This is a genomic window from Methylococcus sp. ANG, assembly GCF_040730495.1.
Lineage (GTDB): Bacteria > Pseudomonadota > Gammaproteobacteria > Methylococcales > Methylococcaceae > Methylococcus.
On sequence record NZ_CP160399.1, the window covers coordinates 1058322 to 1081962 of the forward strand.

General features: G+C 64.9%; 26 protein-coding genes. 17 read left to right on the forward strand and 9 right to left on the reverse strand.

Annotated features, from left to right (window positions below; all coding sequences use genetic code 11):
- The first annotated feature begins 3 nt into the window (after positions 1–3).
- Genes rraA through ispH form a run of 3 tightly spaced genes read left to right on the forward strand, consistent with a single transcriptional unit; the run spans position 4 to position 2062 of the window.
- Entirely contained in the window at positions 4–489 is a 486-nt protein-coding gene (gene rraA, locus ABZN20_RS04865; protein ID WP_218806703.1) for a ribonuclease E activity regulator RraA, read from the forward strand.
- Positions 489–1097 carry a cob(I)yrinic acid a,c-diamide adenosyltransferase gene (locus ABZN20_RS04870; RefSeq protein WP_218806702.1) on the forward strand — a complete coding sequence of 203 codons (609 nt, stop codon included), beginning with the start codon at positions 489–491 and terminating at the stop codon, positions 1095–1097. The genes rraA and ABZN20_RS04870 overlap by 1 nt, the downstream gene beginning before the upstream one ends.
- A gap of 23 nt (positions 1098–1120) precedes the next feature.
- A complete protein-coding gene (ispH, locus tag ABZN20_RS04875) occupies positions 1121–2062 on the forward strand; it encodes a 4-hydroxy-3-methylbut-2-enyl diphosphate reductase (RefSeq protein WP_367026941.1) in 942 nt (313 codons plus the stop codon).
- A gap of 60 nt (positions 2063–2122) precedes the next feature.
- On the opposite strand, the gene ABZN20_RS04880 is transcribed toward ispH, so the two are convergent.
- On the reverse strand, positions 2123–3352 hold the full coding sequence (locus ABZN20_RS04880; protein WP_367025221.1) for an ISAzo13 family transposase: 1230 nt from the start codon (positions 3350–3352) through the stop codon (positions 2123–2125).
- Positions 3353–3421: 69 nt separating this feature from the next.
- Between ABZN20_RS04880 and ABZN20_RS04885 the strand changes: the two genes are divergently transcribed.
- The 7 genes from ABZN20_RS04885 (at position 3422) to ABZN20_RS04915 (ending at position 8489) form a co-directional block, all read left to right on the forward strand.
- Positions 3422–3784 (forward strand): rhodanese-like domain-containing protein, encoded by a 363-nt coding sequence (locus ABZN20_RS04885; protein WP_218806700.1) that lies wholly within the window; start codon positions 3422–3424, stop codon positions 3782–3784.
- Between the two features lie 4 nt (positions 3785–3788).
- Positions 3789–4214: an RNA-binding S4 domain-containing protein gene (locus ABZN20_RS04890; protein ID WP_218806699.1), complete on the forward strand. Its 426-nt coding sequence runs from the start codon at positions 3789–3791 to the stop codon at positions 4212–4214.
- A gap of 8 nt (positions 4215–4222) precedes the next feature.
- Positions 4223–5626, forward strand: a complete 1404-nt coding sequence (gene xseA / locus ABZN20_RS04895; protein ID WP_367026942.1) for an exodeoxyribonuclease VII large subunit — start codon at positions 4223–4225, stop codon at positions 5624–5626.
- A gap of 39 nt (positions 5627–5665) precedes the next feature.
- The gene (locus ABZN20_RS04900) at positions 5666–6205 is read left to right on the forward strand and encodes an OmpA/MotB family protein (protein WP_218806697.1); all 540 of its coding nucleotides are present in this window, start codon (positions 5666–5668) and stop codon (positions 6203–6205) included.
- A gap of 142 nt (positions 6206–6347) precedes the next feature.
- Positions 6348–6758, forward strand: coding sequence for a ketosteroid isomerase-related protein (locus tag ABZN20_RS04905; RefSeq protein WP_218806696.1), 411 nt, complete (start codon positions 6348–6350; stop codon positions 6756–6758).
- Between the two features lie 5 nt (positions 6759–6763).
- Complete coding sequence (locus tag ABZN20_RS04910) at positions 6764–7390, forward strand: GNAT family N-acetyltransferase (RefSeq protein WP_367026943.1); 627 nt, start codon at positions 6764–6766, stop codon at positions 7388–7390.
- A gap of 229 nt (positions 7391–7619) precedes the next feature.
- Positions 7620–8489 carry a carbon-nitrogen hydrolase family protein gene (locus tag ABZN20_RS04915; RefSeq protein WP_367026944.1) on the forward strand — a complete coding sequence of 290 codons (870 nt, stop codon included), beginning with the start codon at positions 7620–7622 and terminating at the stop codon, positions 8487–8489.
- 178 nt (positions 8490–8667) lie between these two features.
- On the opposite strand, the gene ABZN20_RS04920 is transcribed toward ABZN20_RS04915, so the two are convergent.
- Positions 8668–9081, reverse strand: coding sequence for a hypothetical protein (locus ABZN20_RS04920; protein WP_367026945.1), 414 nt, complete (start codon positions 9079–9081; stop codon positions 8668–8670).
- Between the two features lie 150 nt (positions 9082–9231).
- On the opposite strand from ABZN20_RS04920, the gene ABZN20_RS04925 reads away from it, so the two are divergent.
- Positions 9232–10116 (forward strand): DMT family transporter, encoded by an 885-nt coding sequence (locus ABZN20_RS04925; protein WP_367026946.1) that lies wholly within the window; start codon positions 9232–9234, stop codon positions 10114–10116.
- A gap of 3 nt (positions 10117–10119) precedes the next feature.
- On the opposite strand, the gene ABZN20_RS04930 is transcribed toward ABZN20_RS04925, so the two are convergent.
- The 7 genes from ABZN20_RS04930 to ABZN20_RS04960 all read right to left on the reverse strand — a co-directional run bounded on the left by ABZN20_RS04930 (position 10120) and on the right by ABZN20_RS04960 (position 16109).
- Positions 10120–10776, reverse strand: a complete 657-nt coding sequence (locus ABZN20_RS04930; RefSeq protein ID WP_218806691.1) for a DUF2231 domain-containing protein — start codon at positions 10774–10776, stop codon at positions 10120–10122.
- Positions 10777–10875: 99 nt separating this feature from the next.
- Positions 10876–12201, reverse strand: coding sequence for a lytic transglycosylase domain-containing protein (locus ABZN20_RS04935; RefSeq protein ID WP_367026947.1), 1326 nt, complete (start codon positions 12199–12201; stop codon positions 10876–10878).
- A 160-nt stretch (positions 12202–12361) separates the two neighbouring features.
- The gene (locus ABZN20_RS04940; RefSeq protein WP_218806689.1) at positions 12362–12880 is read right to left on the reverse strand and encodes a hypothetical protein; all 519 of its coding nucleotides are present in this window, start codon (positions 12878–12880) and stop codon (positions 12362–12364) included.
- Positions 12881–12959: 79 nt separating this feature from the next.
- A complete protein-coding gene (locus tag ABZN20_RS04945; RefSeq protein WP_367026948.1) occupies positions 12960–13808 on the reverse strand; it encodes an NAD(+)--dinitrogen-reductase ADP-D-ribosyltransferase in 849 nt (282 codons plus the stop codon).
- Between the two features lie 58 nt (positions 13809–13866).
- Positions 13867–15174, reverse strand: a complete 1308-nt coding sequence (clpX, locus tag ABZN20_RS04950; protein ID WP_367026949.1) for an ATP-dependent Clp protease ATP-binding subunit ClpX — start codon at positions 15172–15174, stop codon at positions 13867–13869.
- Positions 15175–15201: 27 nt separating this feature from the next.
- A complete protein-coding gene (gene cysE / locus ABZN20_RS04955; protein ID WP_367026950.1) occupies positions 15202–15948 on the reverse strand; it encodes a serine O-acetyltransferase in 747 nt (248 codons plus the stop codon).
- Entirely contained in the window at positions 15942–16109 is a 168-nt protein-coding gene (locus ABZN20_RS04960; RefSeq protein ID WP_218806685.1) for a hypothetical protein, read from the reverse strand. Before ABZN20_RS04960 ends, cysE begins: the two co-directional genes overlap by 7 nt.
- Before the next feature lie 276 nt (positions 16110–16385).
- On the opposite strand from ABZN20_RS04960, the gene ABZN20_RS04965 reads away from it, so the two are divergent.
- From ABZN20_RS04965 to budA, 6 genes are all read left to right on the forward strand, one after another.
- Entirely contained in the window at positions 16386–17459 is a 1074-nt protein-coding gene (locus tag ABZN20_RS04965) for a DUF1611 domain-containing protein (protein ID WP_367026951.1), read from the forward strand.
- Positions 17456–18526 (forward strand): dipeptide epimerase, encoded by a 1071-nt coding sequence (locus ABZN20_RS04970; protein ID WP_367026952.1) that lies wholly within the window; start codon positions 17456–17458, stop codon positions 18524–18526. Before ABZN20_RS04965 ends, ABZN20_RS04970 begins: the two co-directional genes overlap by 4 nt.
- 10 nt (positions 18527–18536) lie before the next feature.
- Entirely contained in the window at positions 18537–18977 is a 441-nt protein-coding gene (locus tag ABZN20_RS04975) for a DUF2721 domain-containing protein (protein ID WP_218806683.1), read from the forward strand.
- Between the two features lie 10 nt (positions 18978–18987).
- Positions 18988–20709: an NAD-dependent malic enzyme gene (locus tag ABZN20_RS04980; protein WP_367026953.1), complete on the forward strand. Its 1722-nt coding sequence runs from the start codon at positions 18988–18990 to the stop codon at positions 20707–20709.
- Positions 20710–21087: 378 nt separating this feature from the next.
- Positions 21088–22749, forward strand: a complete 1662-nt coding sequence (gene alsS, locus ABZN20_RS04985; protein WP_367026954.1) for an acetolactate synthase AlsS — start codon at positions 21088–21090, stop codon at positions 22747–22749.
- A 15-nt stretch (positions 22750–22764) separates the two neighbouring features.
- Positions 22765–23547 (forward strand): acetolactate decarboxylase, encoded by a 783-nt coding sequence (budA, locus tag ABZN20_RS04990; protein WP_367026955.1) that lies wholly within the window; start codon positions 22765–22767, stop codon positions 23545–23547.
- Positions 23548–23641: the final 94 nt, after the last annotated feature.

Consider the following 23641-nt stretch of genomic DNA (forward strand, 5'->3'; position numbering starts at 1 on the left):
ACCATGGATTTCACCACCGCCGACCTCTGCGACCGGTTCCACGGCACCCAGCCGCTCCAGATCGCGGAACCGCTGTTCCACCCCTTCGGTGCGGTATCGCGGTTTCAAGGACGGATCACGACCCTCAAGGTATTCGAAGACAACGTGCTGATCCGGGAAACCCTGGAACAGAAGGCGGAAGGCCGCGTCCTGGTCATCGACGGCGGCGCCTCCCACCGCTGCGCGCTGCTGGGCGGAAACCTGGCGCGGCTCGCCGCCGACAATGGCTGGCAAGGCATCATCGTGTACGGCTGCGTACGGGATTCGGTGGAACTCGGCGCGGTCCCCATCGGCATCCGCGCGCTCCACACCCACCCCCTCAAGAGCCACAAGCGGGGCGGTGGCGACCGCGATTGCCTGATCACCTTCGCCAGCGTGAACTTCCGCAGCGATCATTATCTCTACGCGGACGAAGACGGCATCGTCGTCTCCGAGGAGAAGCTGATCTGATGGGAAACCGCCTGACCCGAATCTACACCCGAACCGGCGACGACGGCACCACCGGCCTCGGCAATGGTGGCCGCACCGGCAAGGACAGCCTGCGCATCGAAGCCTGCGGTGCGGTCGACGAGTTGAACAGCGCGATCGGCCTGGTGCTGACCCAGGCCACTTCAGAGGAACTGCGCGCCTGTCTGATCGAAGTCCAGCAGACCCTGTTCGATCTGGGCGGCGAACTGAGTCTGCCCGGCCAGACCCTGATTCAGCGCCGGCAGACCGAATGGCTGGAAACCTGGCTGAACCATTTCAACGGTCAGCTGCCGCCGCTCAAGGATTTCGTGCTGCCCGGCGGCAGCCTGCCGGCGGCCTATTGCCACGTCGCGCGGACGGTCTGCCGGCGGGCGGAACGGCGGCTGGTGGCCCTGGCCCGCGCCGAGTCCGTCAACCCGGAATCGCTGGCCTATCTGAACCGGCTGTCGGACTTCCTGTTCGTGGTCGCCCGGGCGCTGGCCCGCATGGGGGGCCATCGCGAGCCGACCTGGAGCCGTGACCGCGAACCGCCCCTGCCTCGCGTTGATTCCGCGGTACCGCCATGCCACAATGCCCCACCCCCCAAGTAAGAAATTAGCCTGGTAACAGACACATGGAAATCATCCTCGCCAATCCCCGCGGCTTCTGCGCCGGGGTCGACCGCGCCATCGAGATCGTCGACCGCGCCATCGAGGTTTTCGGCGCACCGATCTATGTGCGCCATGAGGTCGTCCACAACCGCTACGTGGTCGACGGGCTCCGGGAGCGCGGCGCGGTGTTCGTCGAGGAGCTGTCCGAGGTGCCGGAAAATTCGACGGTGATCTTCAGCGCCCACGGCGTCTCCAAACAGATCCAGGAAGAAGCCAGGGAACGCGGCCTTCAGGTCTTCGACGCCACCTGCCCGCTGGTCACCAAGGTCCACATCGAAGTGCACCAGCATGCCAACGAGGGCCGCGAGATCGTGTTCATCGGCCATGCCGGACACCCGGAAGTGGAAGGCACGATGGGGCAGTACGACAACCCGGCCGGCGGCATCTATCTGGTGGAGTCGCCGGAGGACGTCGAAAAGCTTCAGGTGAAGAATCCGGACAATCTGGCCTACGTGACCCAGACCACGCTTTCCATCGACGATACCGGCGCCGTGGTGGAAGCGCTGAAAGCGCGTTTTCCCAACATCCTGGGGCCGCGCAAGGACGATATTTGCTATGCGACCCAGAACCGCCAGGATGCCGTGAAGAAACTGGCGGCCCAGTGCGACACCATCCTGGTGGTCGGATCGCCCAACAGCTCCAACTCCAACCGCCTGCGCGAAATCGCGGACAAGCTCGGCCGCAAGGCCTTCCTGATCGACAACGCCGCCCAGTTGACCCGCGACATGGTCGCCGGCGCCGAACGCATCGGCGTCACCGCCGGGGCCTCGGCCCCCGAGATCCTGGTGCAGGAGGTCATCGCCCAGCTCAAGGAATGGGGCGGGCGCACCGCCACCGAGACCCAGGGCATCGAGGAAAAGGTGGTGTTTTCCCTGCCCAAGGAACTGCGCCGGCTCAGTGCCTGAGCCGGCAAATCTCAACGTTCAGCTAAGTAACCTAGCAGAAATAACTTGAACAATAGCCTTTTAGCCGCCGAGATCGCGAGGCTTGAGCCGATAGTTCCACTCGCCATGGAACTCGTCGCGTTCAATGGCCAGTTCCGCGAGTTCCTGGTCGGAGACTTTAACTCCTGCCGGATAATCCCGGTCGTCGAGTTGTGCCTGGATGCGCAGCCCTTCGGTGGTCGTCGTGTTGCCAATCAGGTTCACGACAACCTCCCGACTGACCAAAGGACGACCACGCCAGTTCTGGGTGATGTGACAGAACATCCGGTGCTCGATTTTGTTCCACTTGCTAGTGCCGGGCGGAAAGTGACAGACCTGGATCACCATCCCCAGTTCGTCGGCCAGTTGCTGCAGCTCAACCTTCCAGAGCCGCACACGATAGCCGTTACTGCCGCCGCAGTCGGCGGTGATCAGCAGGCGACGCGCGGCCGGATAGAGTGGCTGGCCCATCTCGCGCCACCACCGGCGGATACTCTCAACCGCAAATGCCGCCGTGTCGTGGGTGATCCCAACACTGACCCAGCCCTGGTTGGCGCCCACGTCATACACGCCATAGGGCGCGACTTTACCCAGTTGCGGATCGATGAAGTCGTAGACGCGTACGCCCTCCGGACGACCTTTCGGCTGCCATTCGCGCCCGCCATTCTTGAAGTCCCCGACCAGTTCTTTCTTTTTGGTATCAACCGAGACCACCGGATCGCCCGCCGCCTGATACTGCGCCGCCGTCGCGGCAATGTGGCTGAACTGCGCATCACGATCGGCCTGCTGACCCCCTTCGTGAATCTTCCGGGTCGCTTGCAGACTGTAGTCCAACTGCGCCAGCAAATCACACACGGTGCGCTGGCTCACCTGATGACCTTGGGCCACCAATTCCTTGGCCAAACGCGGCGTACTCTTGCAGGTCCAACGCAACGGCGACTGCGGGTCCCCACGCGTCGTCGGTTCGACCAACGCATCCAGGTCGCGCAACAGCGTTGGGTCTTTGGCCGTCAGCTTCTTGCGCCCACCACCCTTGGCCCGAACACGGCCCATCCTCGCCGTGACTGGCTCGCCACCGGATGGCGCCATAGCGAGCTCGCGCAGACCGGCATAGATCGTCGTGCGCGACAAACCCACCGCGCTCGCTACGGTACTGACGCCCCCATGGCCGAGGGTAAGCGCCTCAACCGCTGCCCACAACCGCAGCGTTGCTTCGTCCAGACGGCCGGAAAGCGCCAGAAATTTTTCCTCAATCACCTTGGTGGCGTCCATGCACAAAGCGTAGACACAGACCGCTCACTGTTCAAGTTATTTCTGCTAGGCTCCTAAGGAGAAGTGACCATGGCTCTCACCCCCATGGATCTGGTGGCCGCCGCAAAACAGCGGATTCGTGAAGTCGGCACGAGCGAGGTCCAGGCAGCGCTCGGCGATACCTTGATTCTCGACGTCCGCGAGCCGGAAGAGTACGCGGCGGGACACCTGCCCGGCGCCATCAACATTCCGCGCGGCGTGGTGGAATTCCGCATCGAGACCCATCCCGCATTCCAGGGAAAAAAGGACGCAGCCATCATCGTCTACTGCCAGAGCGGCGGCCGTTCGGCGCTGGCCGCCGACATCCTGCAACAGCTCGGCTGGAGCGGGGCCGTGAGCATGGCGGGCGGCTTCAAGGCCTGGAGCGAGGGCGGTCTGCCGGTCTCGGGCTGACCCCATGGCAGGACCGGGTGCGCATCCCTCCCCTGCTGCGGAGGATGGAGAGAAGGTCAGGCTGGACAAATGGCTCTGGGCCGCCCGTTTCTTCAAGACCCGGCAGCTCGCCATCGAGGCCATCAACGGCGGCAAGGTCCATCTGAACGGCCAGCGTGCCAAGCCCGGCAAGGAAATCGGCGTCGGCGCGCGGCTGGAGATCACGCGCGAGCAGGATGCCTGGGAGGTCGTCGTCGAAGCCCTGAACACCCAGCGCCGGCCCGCCAGGGAGGCGGTGCTGCTCTATCGCGAAACCCCGGAAAGCCTGGCACGGCGGGAGGCCGAGGCCGCCCGGCGGCGGGATGAGCGGCAATTCGCGGATGAACCCGCGCACCGCCCCTCCAAGAAAGACCGCCGCCTGATCCACCGCTTCAAGCAATCCCTGGACTGAAAGCCGGCGTGAACCTGCGCTCCGCCCCGAATACCCGGCCCGAATTCGTCTACACCGTATCGCGCCTCAACCGCGAAGCCCGCATCACCCTGTCCGCCCATTTCGGCACGATCTGGGTGGAGGGCGAAGTGTCCAATCTGGCTACGCCGGCCTCGGGCCACCTGTATTTCACGCTGAAGGACGCCGAGGCCCAGGTCCGCTGCGCCATGTTCCGCGGCTCCGGGCGCCTGCTCGGCTTCAAGCCGGCCAACGGCGATCACGTCCTGGCCCGCGCCCAGGTGGGGCTGTACGAACCCCGCGGCGACTACCAGTTGGTCGTGGACCTGCTTGAGGAAGCCGGCGACGGCGCCCTCCAGCGCGCCTTCGAGGCGCTGAAGAAACGGCTGGATGCCGAGGGGCTGTTCGATCCGTCCCGCAAGCGGCCCATTCCCCGCTTTCCCGCCTGCATCGGCGTCGTCACCTCGCCCACGGGCGCCGCGATCCGCGACATCCTCACCGTGCTGGCGCGGCGCTACCCGGCGGCTTCCGTGATCGTGTTTCCCGCCATGGTCCAGGGCAGCGAGGCGCCGGCGGAACTCGTCCGTGCCTTGCAGCGGGCCGATGCGAGCGGCTGGTGCGACATCCTGCTTTTGGCGCGCGGCGGCGGTTCGCTGGAAGACCTCTGGGCCTTCAACGACGAAAGCCTGGCGCGGGCCATCGTGGCCTGCCGGACGCCGGTGGTCACCGGCATCGGCCACGAGGTGGATTTCACCATTGCCGACTTCGCCGCCGACCTGCGCGCGCCTACGCCTTCCGCGGCCGCCGAAGCGGTCACACCCGACCGGATCGACCTCGGCAATCGCCTGCAACGCCTCGAATCCCAACTCCGCCGGAGTTTCCTGGGACGGCTGGAGCGGGTCCAGCAGCGGCTGGACTTCGTCGAGCGACGGCTGCAGCAATGCCATCCCAGGCAAAGGCTGGAACGCCAGACCCAGCGCCTGGCGGAGCTGCGACACCGGCTGGCGCGAAACACCGCCATCCGTTTGAATCTTCAGCGCCAGCGGCTGCAAGGCCTGGAGCTGAGGCTGGTCCGCCACGATCCCGCCCAGCGGGTGATGAACCTTGGCGGGAAGCTCGATTCGCTCGATTCCCGCCTGCGGCGCTCGGCATCGCTCACGCTGGAACGCAGAAACGAACGGCTCGTGGCGCTGGGCCAGCGGCTGGATACCATCAGCCCGCTCGCCACGCTGGCCCGCGGCTATTCGATCGCCCTGCGGGCCGCGGACGGCGCCATCATCCACGGCTGGCAGGACATCCAGCCGGGGGAGATGCTCTATACCCGCCTGGCCGAGGGTTCGCTCCTCAGCCGCGTGGAAAAGGCCGAACCTGGCGATCCGGCGGCTTTTCCGGGAAAATCGCGGCGAGGCCGCTGAGGCCCTCATCAACCAACCGCCAACAGGAAGGAGCAAACGATGGTAAGAAAATTCGCGACGACCGTGCTTACAGCCGGGGCGCTGAGCGGATGCGTGATGCAAAGCACTTACGACCGTGACGTGGGCTATGAAAGGCAGCTCAACGAACAGCTGCGCACGGAAGTGGAAGCCGACGAGGCCAAGATCCAGCAGCTGCGGGACCGCCTCCGGGTCACCATGGAGGACGAATTGCTCTTCCCCGAAGGCGGATACCAGCTCAGCAAGGAAGGCAAGGCATCGATCGACAAGATCGTTCCCACCCTGCAGAGCGCCACCAATCACCGCATCGAGGTCGAGGGCCATACCGACAACGTGCCGATCGGCAAACATCTGGCCCACCGCTTCTCCAGCAACTGGGAGCTGTCCGCCGGCCGCGCCTGCGAAGTGGTCAAATATCTCCAGTCCAAGGGAGTCGATCCGGCCCGCATGACCGCCGCCGGCCATGGCGAGTACCAGCCGGTGGCGTCGAACGCGACCGCCGAAGGCAAGGCCCAGAACCGCCGCATCGACATCGATCTCGTGCCGATCTACACGGAATGATCCGGCACACCGCCTTGGCCTGTCACCCGGTCTCGACAGGCCAAGGTTCCCCTCATTAAAATTACGCCCTTTTTGAGTTCCGGGGACGTCCCTTCCCAAGTGCTCCGGAAACTCTTTACCCAAGTACCGGAATTTCAGCGCCATGCATCAGAACGCCAAAGCTCTCATCGAAAACTATTACGCCGCCTTCAACGCGGGCGACATGGAGACCTTTCTGGGCCTCCTCACCGACGACGTGATCCACGACATCAACCAGGGCTCCCGCGAGATCGGCAAGGACGCGTTCCGCGCCTTCATGGACCGGATGAACCGCAATTACAAGGAACAGTTGGTCGACATGGCCATCATGACCAACGAGGACGGTAGCCGCGCCGCCGCCGAGTTCGTGGTCCTCGGCGAGTACCTGGTGACCGACGAAGGGCTGCCGCCCGCCAAGGGCCAGAAATACCGCCTGCCGGCCGGCGCATTCTTCGAGATCCGCGACGGCAAGGTCGCCCGCATCACCAACTACTACAACCTGCAGGACTGGATCGAGCAGGTCGAAAAGGCTTAGGCGCCATGAGCGAAGCGATCACCGTCAAGACCCTGTCCGGACCCGAAATCGGGAAGTACATTCCCGATCTGGCCCGGCTGCGCATCGAGGTATTCCGCGATTTCCCCTACCTGTACGACGGCACCACGGAGTACGAGGAACGCTACCTGCAGACCTATGTGGAGTCGCCGGAGAGCGTGGTGGTGCTGGCCCTGGACGGCGAACGCGCCATCGGCGCCTCCACCGGTCTGCCGATGGAGGACGAAACGCCGGAATTCAAGCGCCCCTTCCTCGAGCACGGCTACGATCCGGCCAGGATCTTCTACTGCGCCGAATCGGTGCTCCTGAAGGAATACCGCGGCCGCGGCATCTACAAGCGGTTCTTCGAAGGCCGCGAAGGCCACGCCCGCCGCCTGGGAAGGTTCGACTATTGCAGCTTCTGTTGCGTGCAGCGGCCGGACGATCATCCCTTGAGGCCCGCCGACTACGTGCCGCTCGATGCCATCTGGACGCGGTTCGGCTACGTCAAACACCCCGAACTCGTCACCACCTATGCCTGGAAGGACGTCGATCAGGCCGAGGAGACGGAGAAGCCCATGGTGTTCTGGCTCAAGCCGCTAACGATCAAGGCGACCAGCCCCACTGAACGATGACAAATCGGCAGGAAGGCCCATTTGCACGCGTAGCGCCCGAAGGGTGCGATACAGGGATGTATCGCATGAGCGCGACTGCTCGCCATGATCGTTCCCTCACCCCGTCCCAATCATGCCGGGCTCTCCTGCCCGGCACCCTTCGGGTAAATGCAAATCTGCTCCCGGCAGATTTGTCCCAAAGGGCGATTAAGGCTGCTGCGACTTTTACGTTAGAGGAGGATTCCGCCCGATGAAGCCGTTATTTCTCGCCGCGGCCCAGTACGACATCGGCTTCCTCGGCGACTGGGCGGCCTATCAGGAAAAGGCCGGGCGCTGGGTAGGAGAGGCCGCCGGCAACGGCGCCCGGATGCTGGTGTTCCCGGAATACTTCAGCATGGAGCTGGCCTCGCTGTTCCCGGAGGCGGTCTACCGCAGCCTGTCGGGCCAGTTGGCGGAAATGCAATCGGTCCTGCCCGATTTCATGATGCTCTATGCCGATCTGGCGGAGCAGCATGGCATCTACATCCTGGCCGGCTCCTTCCCGGTGCGCCAGCCGGACGGCGGCTACCGCAACCGCGCCTTCCTTTTCTGCCCGGACGGCACGCCGGAATTCCAGGACAAACTGCAGATGACCCGGTTCGAGAACGAACAGTGGCTGATCTCGCCGGGCAAGGAAATCCGCACTTTCGACACCGAATTCGGCCGGATCGGCATCAACATCTGCTACGACAGCGAATTCCCCATGATCGCCCGCAGGCAGGTGGAAATGGGCGCGAACCTGATACTGGTGCCGAGCTGCACCGATACCGTGGCAGGTTATCACCGGGTGCGCATCGGCTGTCAGGCGCGGGCACTGGAAAACCAGTGCTATGTCGTGCAGTCGCCGACCGTGGGATCGGCACCCTGGTCCGAGGCCGTGGACGTCAACGTCGGAGCGGCAGCGATCTATACGCCGGTGGATTACGGCTATCCCGACGACGGCATCCTCGCGATCGGCGAGCTGAACCGGCCGCAATGGGTCTATGCCGAAATCGACCTCGGCTCCATCGCCCGCGTCCGCGAAACCGGCCAGGTCTTCAATTACCGCGACTGGCCGGCCCAGTTCGAACTGGTCAAGTAGGCGAAAATCAACCTATATTCCTCTGTTGAGCGCTCACTGGAAACCGTTCGTGGTGAGCTTGTCGAACCATGAACGGTATCCGGAGACTCACCCGACGGGTGAGGGTAAAAATTCCGTTCACCCTTCGACAAGCTCAGGGCGAACGGAATTTTTGCGGGTTCAACAGAGAAATTTAGGATCAAAGAATCATCGCGAGACCGGCCAGTGCCGCCACGCCGCCACCCAGGTACGTGGCCTTCTTGAACCAACCCAGGCCGCGCCACCAGGCGCGGACGGCTTCGCGGCGGTTCTTGTACCAGTCCTTTCCTTCCTCGATTTTGCGGGCGACTTTCGGCGCCAGTTTCCGGATGGTCAGGATGAGCACGATGATGAAGGTGATCATGCTGGTCCAGGCCGCTTTGTGCTGGGCTTCCAGATGATCGAGCTCGAACACCTTCGAGTAGAAGCTGGTCAGGACGTGCTGGGACAGCTCGAGCAACAGATCGGCGAATTCGATCAGGCCCTCGAGCATCAGTTCGCCGGCAAAAACGGCCGAGATCAGAAGGATGGCGGGAAGTCCGTAACGGATCAGTTTTCTCTTGTCGATCGTCATGTTTATTGTTCTTGTCGAGTCCTGTCGTCAAAAACGCGATGCGGCCGTTGGATCGGCCCGATTGAAAAACCCGCGGAAATATAGTGTTAATTCTCGAGGGATTCAATCCGGGGCCCGCGACGGCTTGTTTCGCCGAGGTTGAACCCGCGGATGCTTTCGTCGAAGCCGCGGAACGTCCGGGGGCTTTGGGCCATGCTGTTCGCCTCCCTGCTGTTTTCCTTGATGAGCGTCTCGGTCTACGCGCTCGGGGTCAGGCATCCCGAACTGCCGGCGATGACGGTGAGTTTCTTCCGGATCGTCGTCAACCTCGCCATCCTCTTGCTTCCCGCGCTCATCCGCTCGCGGGTGCCTTCGCTGCTCGGCGACATGCGCCTATCCTTGTGGCTGCGAGGCCTGTTCGGCTCCCTGGCGTTGATTCTTTCCTTCATCTCGATCCAGCGGATCGGACCGGGGGAGGCGGCATTTCTCGGCGCCAGCAGCGGGGTGTTCGTGGCCTTGCTCGGCCCGAAAGTGCTCGCCCAGAGGAACAACGGCTGGATCTGGGCCGCGCTGGCCGGTTCGCTGGCCGGCCTGTACCTCCTGCTGATGCCGCGCGCGGGCGTCTCCGACGAGCTGGGCAGGCTGATGGCACTGGGCTCGGGCCTCCTCAGCGCCCTCGCCTATCTGATGGTCGCACGCGCCGGACGCAGCAATCCGCCCGGCACGGTCGTGTTCTATTTCTGCGCGGTCGCCATACCGATGCATCTGGCCTGGTTCGGACTCGTGGGATTTACGCCGCCGCGGGAAGGGGAAGCCTGGGCCTTGCTCCTCGTTTGCGGCCTGGCGGCGAGCGGGGCGCAGGTCCTGATGACACGGGCCTATCAGGCATCCCCCGCGGCCCTGGTCGGCGCCGTGAGCTACGCCACGCCGGTGTTCAATCTGGCCTTCGGCTGGCTATGGTTCGCCAAGGTTCCGGACGGGACGGCACTCGCCGGCTGCGCCCTGGTCTTGCTTTGCGGCGTGCTGCTGCCGTTCCTGAGCAGCCGCGGTACCTGACTCCTAGGGCTCGGCGCCGCCGTGTTCGTGGTGGTGCGCAGCCTCCCCGGACTGCAGGTTTTTCACGCCCACGCCGTGCTCGTATACCATCAATCCACCCAGGTCGGCACCGAAGAACATCGCCGTCGCCATGAGACCCGCCAGAAACAGATGAAACGCGTTGGCCATGCCGGAGAACCGGTAGCGGGCGATCAGCCTCCAGAGCGAGAGGACGAGGGCAAGACCGGTGACCGTCAAACCCAGCCGCTTATGCCATTCCATGATCTCGTGCACCGCTTCGCCGTGGGGGACGAAAGCCGCCGCGAACAGCCCCGCCGCAGCCGCCGAGACGGCGCCCAGAGTTCCCAGGTACAGCATCCAGCTCGCGACCACGCGCAGTTCTTTCTTGCGCAACGCCACGGCAATCAGGTCGAGCAGGAAAAACGCGTTCAGGAAGGCGATCGGGAAATGCACCAGGAGGGGATGGATGTTGGGAGCGAGAGCCGAAAGCCCCGGCAGGAATTCGAACGTACCGCCGCCGTCGAAAAAACGGGTAGTCGAATCGAGCGCGCTCTCCAGCAGCCCGACCCAGCCCGCGCCCGCCGCATCGTCCGCGCCGTGTACCGCAGGTGTGAGAAATCCGCTGCCGCCCGAAACCGGCCAGCTGCCAAAAAATGCCATGATGCACTCCGCGTCTTGTCTAGACGCCGCATCCTAAAGGATCGGGGATGGACTTGCCATCCCAAGCCCTGGCATGCCCTCGAAACTCGCCGCCAAGGCTCAGCGTGAACGCGCAAGACGCAGTTTTTCTCCGCTCCTGGCCGTTGCGGCGGCAGGACGCGCGGTCTTGGTTTTTGCAGCCTGACGGGTACTCACGGCCAAGGGCGGACGTCCGGCCTTGCCGTGCAAGGGCTTGGAGAACTTGGCGTAATGGACATGGCTCGCTTTCGCCGGTTTGGCCGGCGCCTTGTGCGAAACCTGCCGAGAAGGCCGCGCCGGAGGACCGCCCGCCACGCTGAACGGGCTGGGCGCGTGATCCAGCGGACTTTCGTAATCCACCCCTTCCGGGAAGAACCGCTCCGGATCGCCGGCGATCTCCGCCGCGGCCAGAAACTCCGCGTAGTAGTTGCGGGAGGCGAAACCGAACAACGGATGGTCGTAATCCTGGACGATGCGTTCGAAGTTGTGCCCGTAGGTGTTCTTCGCCTTCTGCATTCCGCCGATGCCGTGATTGTAGGAAGTCACGGCCAGCGGCCAGCTCCCCAGCTTGCCGTAGGCGTGGCTGAGATAACTCGCCGCGCCGTGGGCCGAGGCGATCGGGTCCAGACGCGCGGCAACGCTGTCCTGCCCGTTCATGAAGGTCTTGGCGGCCCCGGCGGTGAACTGCCAGATGCCGACCGCACCCGCGGAGGACCTCGCATTGGCCTGGAACGAGGATTCCACGTGGGGCAGGAACGCAAGTTCCTCGGGCAGGCCGGCGTTGCGGAAAATGCGGCGGAAATGCTCGTCGTAGCGCCCGCTGATTTCCAACCCGCGCTTGAAGCGCTCCCGCAGACCGCGCTGATAGCGAAGACGCTCGGCAGCACCCCGGATAGCCGTCCGGACGTCCGCCTGCTCGCCGATCTGCCGGGCCAGCTGCCGGTCGGTGGCATCCAGCGGCGCCCGCGATGCCAGCTTGTCCTCCAGACTCCGCAAGCGGTATTTCCAGTAATCGAACCGCTCCTGCACCAACGCTTTCTGGCTGGGCGTGAAGCCGCCACTGGCCTCCCCCGGCAGGTCGACGACCTCGTAAACCAGGCCCATGTGGCGGTTGTCGTGCAGGGCGACCTGGGACCGGCCCCACTCCGCATAGACTTTGCGCCAGAAGGCTACCTGGGGCTCGAGCGCGGGGTACCGCGGAAACAGGCCGCCGAGATAACGGGTCATGTACTCCGCCCGTGGCCGGCTCTTCGGCAGGAAATCCAAATCCTGGGACGTGGCCGATTCGGCGGAAGGGACGGCCTGAACCGGCGCGTCCTTCCTCGGCGCCACGGTGCGCGAAGAGCAGGCGGCCAGCAGCAAAGCCGGAACGATGCAGACGAACCCTCGAGCGAATTGCTTGAACATGAGCGTGTCCCCCTTTGACATGAGCCGGCGCCCTCCCCCTCGGTCACGTACCGCAGCCGGTATCGCCCGAAGCCGTCGGCTTGGATCGGTGGCTCTATTGTAGTCCGTTACCCTGGGGCGACAACTGCCGCGGCGATGTTTCGCCGGCCCCCTTTATTCCCTAGCGCGATTTCGGCATCAACGGCAAAGAGGCGCCGATTTCCACGTCCTCCGCGCCCTGCAGAACGTTCTCCACCTGCAGAAAGCGCGCGCCGATCTTTTTCGAAAGGGCTTTCGCCAGCTTGCCGTAATACTTTTCCAATAAAGCCGTCCGCGATTTGCGGAAATTCAGGGCCGCCCTGACCAGTTCGTCGGCCTTGGCTTCGCTGATGGTATCGAAATTGGCCGCATAGTCATTGATCAAGGCGTAGCGGGCCTCGTTCAATTTCATCAGATCGGCTTCATATTGATGATAGATCGACCAGAATTTCTTGCCCTGGGCCTCGTCCAGGTCCATCGCATCGGCAACGAACTCCCGTTTTTCCATCCGGATACTGGCGCGGAACAGAGCCAGCTCGTCCTGTTCGGCAGGCCGCGCCGCCGGGGCGATCGAGGGCGCCGGCTCTTTCGCGGCGTGGGCATCGATGCCGGGATACACCAGGGAAAACGCCAATACCACCGAAGGAATGGTCTTATTCATGGAAGGGGCCGCTCCCGGCATCGTGAGGTTTTTTCCTATCATAAGCCAGCCTTTATCCAAATGCACCGGCTTATCTGCGTCATACCGTAAGCCTAACTCGGTAATTCCCGCCTATCACCAGATACTCGGCTTCTCCGCGCAAGGGATGGCGCGGCAGCAGGTCGTTGAAGAACAGGAGTTTCACGACCGGCACCTCGGTTTCGAGGATATAGGCGCCGAACTGCCCCGCATGCGTCCGGTCACTGGAGAAAGAGACGATGTTGTTGAGGCACACCAGGACTTCCCGTCCGTTGCCGGCACCGAGGGTGCAGAATTCGCCGACGCTGTCGACTCCGCGATAGAGCCTGATGTGGCGGCGCGCCGGCGCCTTGAACTTTGCGATCGCCCATTGGCAAAACTCGAAAAGCAGGTCGAGCTGCAGATAGATGCAGTTGTTGTGGAAGCGGCTCGCCATTTTCTCTTCGACATAGCTCATCCAGGCCGGGGTGGCGAAACCGGTCAGCGGCTGTTTGTGGAAAGTGGGGAACAAGCCGAAGCGGCTCTCGACCCAGCCCTTCAGCACCGCCCCTTGCGGATTGTTGGAATTGAAGCCCCAGTCCTGCAGCAGGCGCAGATAACTGCCCCGGAACCGCCGCCGCCCCTGCCGGTCTTCGCCGAGGCGCTGCTCCTCCTCGAAACCGAACACCACGCTCATGTAGTCCTGGAACACGTCCCCCGCTTCCGCAAGGCTCCCGCAGTCGCCCAGCCTGGCGAACAGGCCGCTGTTGGCCTCGCGCGTACCATGGATGCGCAGTGGCAGGGGATGCTGGTTGAAATCCGGACTTGCGAGCAGTCCCGTGGGAATGCCGACGAGATTGGTGCTGTGCCCCGCGAGGGCAACGTTACGGGAAAGATGACTTTCTTCGGATGCGGAAAGCGGGCCGGCCATGGCGCCTTAGGGTATCACCGGAATGGGCGGCCGAACGCCCCCTGGCGCCGCAAAAGGATCAGACTTCGCCTGCCGCCAACCGCGCTTCCCCCGGCTCCTCATTTGCCCTGACCAGCGTAACGGGACCCTTCCCATCCACTGTGTCGGCGTCGACGACGCACTGGCGTACGTCGGGCTGCGAGGGAATCTCGAACATCGGCCGTCGGAGGATGTGCTCGATGATGCTGCGCAGGCCGCGCGCGCCGGTGTCGCGCTCGATGGTGCGCGCGGCGATGCGGCGGATCGCGGTCTCGGTGAACACCAGCTCGACGCCTTCGTAGGCGAACAGCTTCTGGTACTGCCGTACCAAAGCGTCGCGGGGTTCGGTGAGAATGCGGACGAAGGCCGCTTCGTCCAGCGGCTCCAGGGGAGCGATGACGGGGAAACGGCCGATGAACTCGGGGATCAGGCCGAAACGCCGCAGGTCTTCGGGCTGGATTTCCGCCAGCAATTCCTCCAGGGGTGGCCTTTTGGCGTCCTGCATGGGCGCGTGGAAACCGATCTCGCCGCGCGGCGGGCCGATGCGCTTCTCCACGTGCTTTTCCAACCCCGGAAACGCGCCGCCCGCGATGAACAGGATGTTGCGGGTGTCGATCGTGACCTCTTCCCCGCCTCCGCTGCCTTCGCGCCGCCGGCCGCGGGCCGCCACTTTCACCTGGCTGCCCTCGACGAAGCGGAGCAGCGCCTGTTGCACGCCTTCGCCGGAAATGTCACGGGTGTTGATCGCCATTTCCGGGCTCTTCGCCAGCTTGTCGACTTCATCGATGTACACGATGCCCCACTCGGCCCGTTCGACGCTCCCGTCGGCGGCCTCCAGCAGGCGGACCAGGATGTTCTCGACGTCGTCGCCGACATAACCGGCCTGGGTGAGCGTGGTCGCATCGGCCACCACGAAGGGCACGCCGACGATGCGCGCCAAGGTGCTGGCCAGCAGGGTCTTGCCGGTGCCGGTCGGCCCGATCATCAGGATGTTGGACTTGCCGACCTGGACCTCGGCGTCGTCCCCGGCCAGCCCGAGAATCTCGCGGCTCTCGTGGCGGAGGCGCTTGTAGTGGTTGTAGACGGCGACGGAGAGGATTTCCTTGGACAGCTCCTGGCCGATCACGTACTGGTCGAGATGGCGCTTGATGTCCTCCGGCTTGGGGACGTTGCCGTGCAGCTCCGCCATCGAGCGCTTGCGGCCCCAGTTGGTCACGACCTGTTCGGCCAGCCGTACGCAGGCTTCGCAGATCTGGCCCTCGATGCCCGCGATGAGCGGGGTGTCCCTGCCTTGTTCGATGCCGCAAAAGGAACAGTGCTGGGTCTTTGCCGGCGTGTCGCTGCTCATGCCGTCCTCCTCAAAAATATTCCTGATTCAAGATTCGGCTTCCGCGGGTTCCCTGCACACCGCCTCGCCTTCGCACTGCCTGCATTCGTGGGCCGCTTCGACACGCCGTTTCACCAGTTCGTCTTCCAGGGTCTCGATCCGGTCCAGCAGGCATTGCACCGCCTTGCCGACCGGGTCGGGGATCAGATGATGGTCCAGGTCGATGCCATGCGGGTCGGCCTTGCGCGAACTCTTGGGCTGCACGATCTTGCCGGGAATGCCGACCACCGTGCAGTAGGCCGGCACATCCTTGATGACGACCGAATTCGCGCCGACGCGGACCTGATCGCCCAGAACGATGGGTCCCAGAATCTTGGCGCCCGCACCGATCAGCACCCCGTTGCCCAGGGTGGGATGGCGCTTGACCTTGTTCCACGAGGTGCCGCCGAGGGTGACGCCGTGATAGAGGGTCACGTCGTCGCCGATCTCGGCGGTCTCGCCGATCACCACGCCGGCGCCGTGGTCGATGAAGAAGCGCCGGCCGATGGTCGCGCCGGGATGGATGTCGACGTTGGTCAGCCAGCGGGCGAACGCCGACAACAGCCGTGCGCTCAGCCGATGTCCTGCGCGCCACAGGCGGTGGGCGAGCCGGTGCAGCAGCACGGCGTGGACGCCGGGATAGGTCAGCATGACTTCCAGCCGGCTGCGGGCCGCGGGATCGCGCTCGAACACGCAGCCGACGTCCTCGCGCAGAAGCTCCGCGAGGGACGGGTTGGCGGCTTCGCCTCCTACCACGGAACCACGCTCCACGAGGTCCGCCCCGGAACCGGCGGCGCCGGGATGATGTAGAAGGGGTATTCCTCCTGGTCTTTCGCCGCTGTCTCCTGCTCCTTCGCGGGGACGCTGGGGATGACCGATTTGCAATAGTCCTGGTCGATGAATCCGTAGCCGATCATGGAACACCTCCTTACATAGGGACGCATGGAAAACTCTCGAAGAAACATCAAGCAACCGATATGCCATCATCGGGAAGCAAGACATCCTCAGTGAATTCAATACATTGCGCCCAACGCCTTGGTGCCGGCAGCGCACATCCCTTCTGTATTAGGCGGAATTTGTAGGATTCATGACAAGCATTCCGGGGCCGGTCCTGGGGCAAGATTTCACCGATTCGTGCCATGTCCCGGTATATGATGGGCATCTTTCGTCATGCTCATTGGAGGAGTTCGAGTTTGGAGAGGTCGCCCGCCCTCATATTGGCACACGGCTGTTTCGGGGACGTCCACGGCAAAGTGGCCCATGGCCTGGTCCGCGGCACGGACCGCTTCGACATCGTCGCCGTGATCGATCCGGCCTGCGCCGGCCACGACGCCGGCACCCTGCTCGACGGACGGCCGCGGAACATCCCTGTGTTCGCCTCGATCGAAGCCGCGCTGGCTCGGGGGCGAAGACGCCCCGCTGTCGCCATCGTCGGCATGGCGACCCACGGCGGTCGCTTCACCGAAACCCTGCGCGCAGCCTTGCTCGAAGCCGCGGCAGCCGGCCTGTCGCTGGTCAACGGCCTGCACGACCTCGCCGGCGACGATCCGGAAATCGCGGCGGAAACGGTCCGCCACGGCGCCAGAATCCTCGACCTGCGCAGGCCCAAACCGGTCGCCGAACTGCGCTTCTGGACCGGCCAGATCCATGGCGTCGTCGCACCGCGGATCGCGGTGCTCGGCACCGATTGCGCCCTGGGGAAGCGCACCACCGCGCGCCTGCTGACCCAGGCTCTGAACGCGGACGGCGTCCGGGCCGAGATGATCTACACCGGCCAGACCGGCTGGATGCAGGGCGGTCGGCACGGGCTCATCCTGGACGCCATCCCCAACGATTTCGTCAGCGGCGAGCTGGAGCACGCCATCCTGAGCTGCTACCGCGAAGCCAGGCCCGATCTCATCCTCCTGGAAGGACAGTCCGCCCTGCGCAACCCGAGCGGGCCTTGCGGGGCGGAGCTGCTGCTGTCCGGAGCCGCGGCGGGCGTCATCCTGCAGCACGCGCCCGGCCGGCGCTGCTACGACGGCTTCGAGGGCCCCCGTTTCCGGATTCCTCCCGTGGAAGACGAAATCCGGCTGATCGAACACTATGGTGTGCCGGTGCTGGGCGTCAGCCTGAACGGACGGGATTCCAGCCCGGAAGCATTGCGGGAAGCGCAGCGCAGACTGGCCCGGACCCTGGACATCCCGGTCGTCTGCCCGCTGGAAGATGGTGTAACCGAGCTGCTGCCGCCGCTGAGGGCGTTGCTGGACCGGAAGGAAGTCGCATGAAGATCGCCGACATCCGGGTGCGGACCGAACATTTTCCACTGACGCGTCCCTACCGCATCGCCTTCCGCTCGGTCGACGAAGTCGACAATCTCATCGTCGAAATCCACACCGCGGACGGCTTGCTCGGATTGGGCGCCGCCTCCCCCGAACACCACGTCACCGGCGAAACCCTGGAAGCCTGCCGTGCCGCCTTGAGCGTGGACCGACTCGGCTGGCTGATCGGCCGGGACATCCGGACTCTGCCCAGGCTCTGCCGGGAGCTGGGCGAACGCCTGCCCGCCGCGCCGGCCGCCCGCGCCGCCCTGGACATGGCGCTGCACGATCTGTTGGCCCAGGGGCTCGGCCTGCCCCTGGTCGAAGTCCTGGGGCGCACCCACGACAGTCTGCCGACCTCGGTCACGATCGGCATCAAGCCGGTCGAGGAAACGCTGGCCGAGGCGCGCGAATACCTCGGCCTCGGCTTCCGGATGCTCAAGGTCAAGCTTTGCGGCGACGAGGAGGAAGACTTCGAACGCCTGCGGCGGCTGCACGAAACGCTGACCGGGCGGGCCATCGTGCGGGTCGACCCCAACCAGAGCTACGATCTCGACGGCCTGCTCCGTCTGGACCGGCTGGGGCAGGAACTCGGCGTCGAATTCGTCGAACAGCCGTTCCCGGCGAAGCGGACCGACTGGTTGCGGGCGTTGCCGGAAGCGGTGCGCCGCCGTGTCGCCGCCGACGAATCCCTGCTGAGCCCCGCCGACGCCTTCGCCCTGGCCGCACCGCCCGCCGCCTGCGGCATCTTCAACATCAAGCTCATGAAGTGCGGAGGGCTGGCCCCGGCGCTGCGCATCGCCGTGATCGCCGAAACGGCGGGCATCGCGCTGATGTGGGGCTGCATGGACGAGAGCCGCATCAGCATCGCCGCCGCCCTGCACGCCGCCCTCGCCTGCCCGGCCACCCGCTACCTGGACCTGGACGGCAGCTTCGACCTGGCCCGCGACGTCGCCGAAGGCGGCTTCATCCTCAAGGACGGCCGGCTCCGGGTCACAGAACGGCCCGGGCTCGGACTCGAATACCGGGACTAGGGGATAGCCGATGCGGTTCCTGATCAACATCGAGGATGTCGCCCACGTCATCCAGCTCGCCGTCGCGCCGGTGTTCCTGCTGACCAGCATCGGCGCCGTGCTGTCGGTGATGACGATCCGCCTCTCCCGCTGCATCGACCGGGCGCGCCAACTCGAGGACAACCTGGAAAATCTCGACCAGAAGATGCGCCCGTACGCCCATGTGGAACTCAGGATTCTGTGGCGGCGCGCCCGGCTGATCGGCGCCGCGCTCACGCTTTGCACGATCAGTGCGCTGCTGATCTGCACCGTCGTCGGCATCCTGTTCGTCGGCGGCATTTCCGATGCGCAACTGGGCGCGGCGATCGCGCTGCTGTTCATCGCGGCCATGGCGGCGCTGATGGTGGCGCTGCTCGTCTTCCTGGTGGAAATCTATCTCGGAATCGCGAGCCTCCGGATTGGCCCACGTTAAGGACGCTTCGATGATCGACTTCAAAATCACCCGCGATCCGCAGACCGGCGAGGAAATCTGGAGGGTCCCGCTGAGGGGCCCCCTGCTGTTGAATTACCCGTTGTTCAACAAGGGTACGGCCTTCCCCGAACAGGAACGCCGCGAACTGGGCCTGCTCGGCCTGTTGCCGCCGCATGTCGACACTCTCGACACCCAGGTCGAACGGGCCTACGAGGCGTTCCGCAGCAAACCGACCGAGCTGGAGCGCCACATCTATCTGCGCGCTCTGCAGGACGAGAACGAGGTGCTGTTCTACCGGCTGATGCAGGACTACATCGGCGAGACGATGCCCGTCGTCTACACGCCGACGGTGGGCGAAGCCTGCCAGCGGTTCAGCCACATCTACCGGCATCCGCGTGGACTGTTCATCGCCTACCCCGAGCGCGAGCGCATAGACGAACTGCTGGCCAACACCCCGCAGCGCGACGTGGACGTGATCGTGGTGACGGACGGCGAGCGCATCCTCGGCCTGGGCGACCAGGGCGCGGGCGGCATGGGCATCCCGATCGGCAAGCTGGCGCTGTATACCCTCTGCGGCGGCATCCACCCCGCCCGCACCCTGCCGGTGCTGCTGGACGTCGGCACCGACAACCCGGACCTGCTGAACGACCCGCTGTACATGGGCTGGCGCCACCCGCGGGTGCGCGGCACCGAATACGACGCCTTCGTCGAGCGCTTCGTGCAGGCGGTGACGCGGCACTACCCGAACGTACTGCTGCAATGGGAAGACTTCGCCCAGGCCAATGCGGGTCCGCTGCTGGAGCGCTACCGCGACCGGCTGTGCACCTTCAACGACGACATCCAGGGCACGGCGGCGGTCGCCACCGGCACCGTGCTGGCGGCGGTCAAGGCCACGGGAGCTCGGCTGCGGGACCAGGTGATCGTAGTGTTCGGCGCGGGTTCCGCCGGCTGCGGCATCAGCGAGCAGTTGTGCGCGGCCATGGTCCGGGAGGGGTTGTCCGAAACCGAGGCGCGCTCACGCTTCTTCCTGGTCGACCGGCCCGGCCTGCTGCGCGAAGGGCTTTCCGGCCTGCCGCCGTTCCAGCGGGCCTTCGTGCAGCCGTCTTCCGCACTCGCCGGCTGGCGGCTGGACCGGCCTGACTGCATCGGCCTGGCCGAGGTGGTGAGCAACGCGAAACCCACCATCTTGATCGGCGTGTCCGGCGTGGCCGGCGCCTTCACCGAAACGATCGTCAAAACGATGGCCGGCCAGGTGCTCCGCCCCATCATCCTGCCGCTGTCGAACCCCACCTCCCGCTGCGAAGCGCTGCCGGCACGGATCCTGGCCTGGACCGAAGGCCGTGCGCTGGTCGCCACCGGCAGCCCTTTCGCCGACGTTGCCTGGGGAGGACGCAGTTTCCCCATCCCCCAATGCAACAACGCCTATGTTTTTCCGGGACTCGGGCTCGGCATCCTGGCCGCCGACGCGCGCCGGGTCACCCCCGGCATGTTCATGGCCGCGGCCCAGGCGCTGGCCGACGCCTCCCCCGCAGCAGCCGACCCGGATGCGCCACTGCTTCCACCCCTGACAGCCATCCGCAGTGTGTCGCGCCGGATCGCGCTGGCCGTCGCCAAGGAGGCCATCGCCGCCGGCATCGCAGCGCCCTCCAGCGATGCCGATCTGGAACGTCTGGTGGACGAACGGATGTGGACCCCGGCTTATGCCCGGCTGACTGGGAGTAACGCTGAGTAATTCATACGAAGCATGGCCGTTGCCGCTTTTGATCTTGAATCCCGTTCAGCCGCGCCGAGCATCGCAGCTTACCAAGCGGATCAGCCCGCAGGGGCGCCGCAAGGAGGCGGCGCGTCGACAGAGGGGCATGGAAGCCCCTTCTGTCGACCCCTCTTGGTAAGCGACAACTTTGCCAGGAGCAAAGCTGAACAGCCGTAGGCTGGCCCGTAGGGCGAAAACCATGGATGGTTTTCGTAGAAGCGCAAGTGCTTTCGCGGCTGTCGGGCGGATTTTCTTTGGTTACGCTGTTTTGCGGCTTTCCTGCCGCAAACCCTACGGGCGCACTCCGTGCGACCCCGTTTGCTCCCTTAACGACCGACGCATTCAGAGAACCCAGCCATGACTGAAACATCAATGCCCCGCACCGGCGCCGACCTGCTGGTCGACTCCCTCCAAGCGCTAGATGTCCAATACGTCTTCGGCGTGCCCGGCGGCGCGATACTCCCGATCTTGAACGTGCTGGCCGAACGCGGCCCCCGCTTCATCGTCTGCCGGGACGAGACCGGCGCGGCCTTCATGGCCCAGGCTTGGGGCCGGATCACCGGCCAGCCCGGCGTGGTGCTGACCACCTCGGGTCCCGGCCTCATCAACGCCGTCTGCGGCGTCGCGACCGCCACCGAGGACCGCGATCCGCTGGTGGTCATTACCGGCCAGGTGCCGCGGGCCGTGCAGTTCAAGCAAAGCCACATGAATCTGGACTCGGTGGGCCTGTTCGCGCCGATCACCAAGTGGAGCGTCGAGGTCGAGGAACCAAACACGGTGTCGGAAATCCTGGTCAACGCCTTTCGCGTCGCACAGGCGCCGCGCTGCGGCGCAGTCCACGTCTCGGTGCCTAACGACATGCTCACCGCGCCGGTCTCCGTCCAAGCCCTGGCTCCACCCGACTCCGCCTGCTGGGGAACGGCTCCGGACAACGTCATCGAACGCGCCGCGGCCCTGCTTGACACGGCCGAGGACCCAGCCATCCTGCTCGGCGTACGTGCCGGCACGCCCCCCGTGGCCGACGCGGTGCGCAGGTTTCTCAGCCGCCATCCGCTGCCCGTGGCCATGACCTTCGAGGCCGCCGGGACCCTCTCCCGCGACCTGGTGGAACACTTCGTCGGCCGGGTCGGCTACGTGCTCAACCAACCGGGCGACGACGTGCTGCGCCAGGCCGACCGGGTGCTCGCCATCGGCTACGACCCGATCGAATACGAGCCCTCCGCCTGGGTTTCGCCCCGGTCACAGGTGATCCACCTGGACGCCCTGCCCGCCACTCTCGACCGGGCCTATCGCCCGGCGGCCGAACTGCTCGGCGACATCGCAGACAACCTGGACGCGCTCGGCAGCCACCTCCAGATCAGAGCGCCTGCCGAACGCCCCGCCGTGACCGAGGCGCGGCGGCGCCTGCTGGAGGAACAAGGCCGCGGCGCCGCGCTTGCCGGGGCGCCGATCCACCCTTTGCGCTTCATCCACGACCTGCGGGCCACGCTGGACGACGAGGTGACGGTGACCTGCGACGTTGGCGCCCACGAAATCTGGATGGCCCGCTATTTCTTCTGCTACGCTCCGCGCCACCTGCTGTTCAGCATGGGCCACCAGACCATGGGCGTCGCCCTGCCCTGGGCCATCGGCGCGGCCCTGGCCCGGCCCGGTAAGAAGGTCGTTTCGGTCTCCGGCGACGGCTCTTTCCTCATGACCTGCATGGAACTGGAAACCGCGGTGCGGCTGAAACTACCGATCGTGCACGTTGTCTGGAAAGACGGCGGCTACAACCTGATCCACAGCCTGCAGATGCGCGACTACGGGCGCAGCTTCGGCGCCGAATTCGGCCCCACCGATTTCGTCAAGCTGGCGGAAGCTTTTGGCGCGACCGGCTACCGGATCGAATCCGCGGACGACGTCGTCCCGGTGCTGAAACAGGCACTCGTAGCCGACACCCCGGTGCTGATCGAAGTCCCCATCGACTACAGCGACAACGCCGACCTGGTCGATGCGATCAACGCCTCTGCCCAACACTGAACTCGAGGAGACCCCATGGCCATCGACGACATCTTCATCCAAGCCTTCCGCAGCCACCAGCAGAAAGGCGATTTGTTCCACCCGCTAGGCCGCGAGGACAATGAGGTGTTCCAGGCCTCCACCATCGGTGCGCTGATGGAAGGCGTCTACGACGGCGATACGACCTACGGCGAACTGGCCGGGCGCGGCGATTTCGGCCTGGGCACCTTCAACGCGCTGGATGGCGAGATGATCGCCCTCGACGGACGGTTCTTCCAGATCAAGTCGGACGGCAAGGCGTATCCGGTGCCGCCCACGGCCAAGACGCCGTTTGCGGTGGTGACGCTGTTCGACCCGACCGTGCAGGTGGCCTGGCCCGATCCGATCGACTGGAAGCAATTCCAGGCCGCCGTCGACAAGGCCGCGCCCAGCAAGAACATCTTCTATGCGATCCGGGTACGGGCGCATTTCGATCACATCCGGGTCCGGACCGTGCCCCGCCAGCACAAGCCCTACCCGCCCCTGGTCGAAGTCGCCCGCCGGCAGCCGGAGTTCGAATACGAAAACCTCGAAGGCACCCTGGTGGGCTTCCGCTTCCCCGACTACACCCAGGGCGTCAACGTCGCCGGCTACCACGTGCATTTCCTGGACAAGGCCGAAACCGTCGGCGGCCACGTGCTGGACTTCATCATGCGCGAGGCGGAAGTCGACATCGACGTCACTTCCCAATTCCGGATGGCGGTACCCGAATGCGGGGCTTTTCTCGACGCGGACCTGGCGAAGGATCAGGACGAGGCCATACACGAGGCGGAGAGCTGAAACGGCGCATACGGTCCCTACCGCTACCTCGAGCTCGGGGTCATGAATGGGTGGGCCAATTTCCGTCCGCACCCGGTTTGTAAACGGTGCGTTT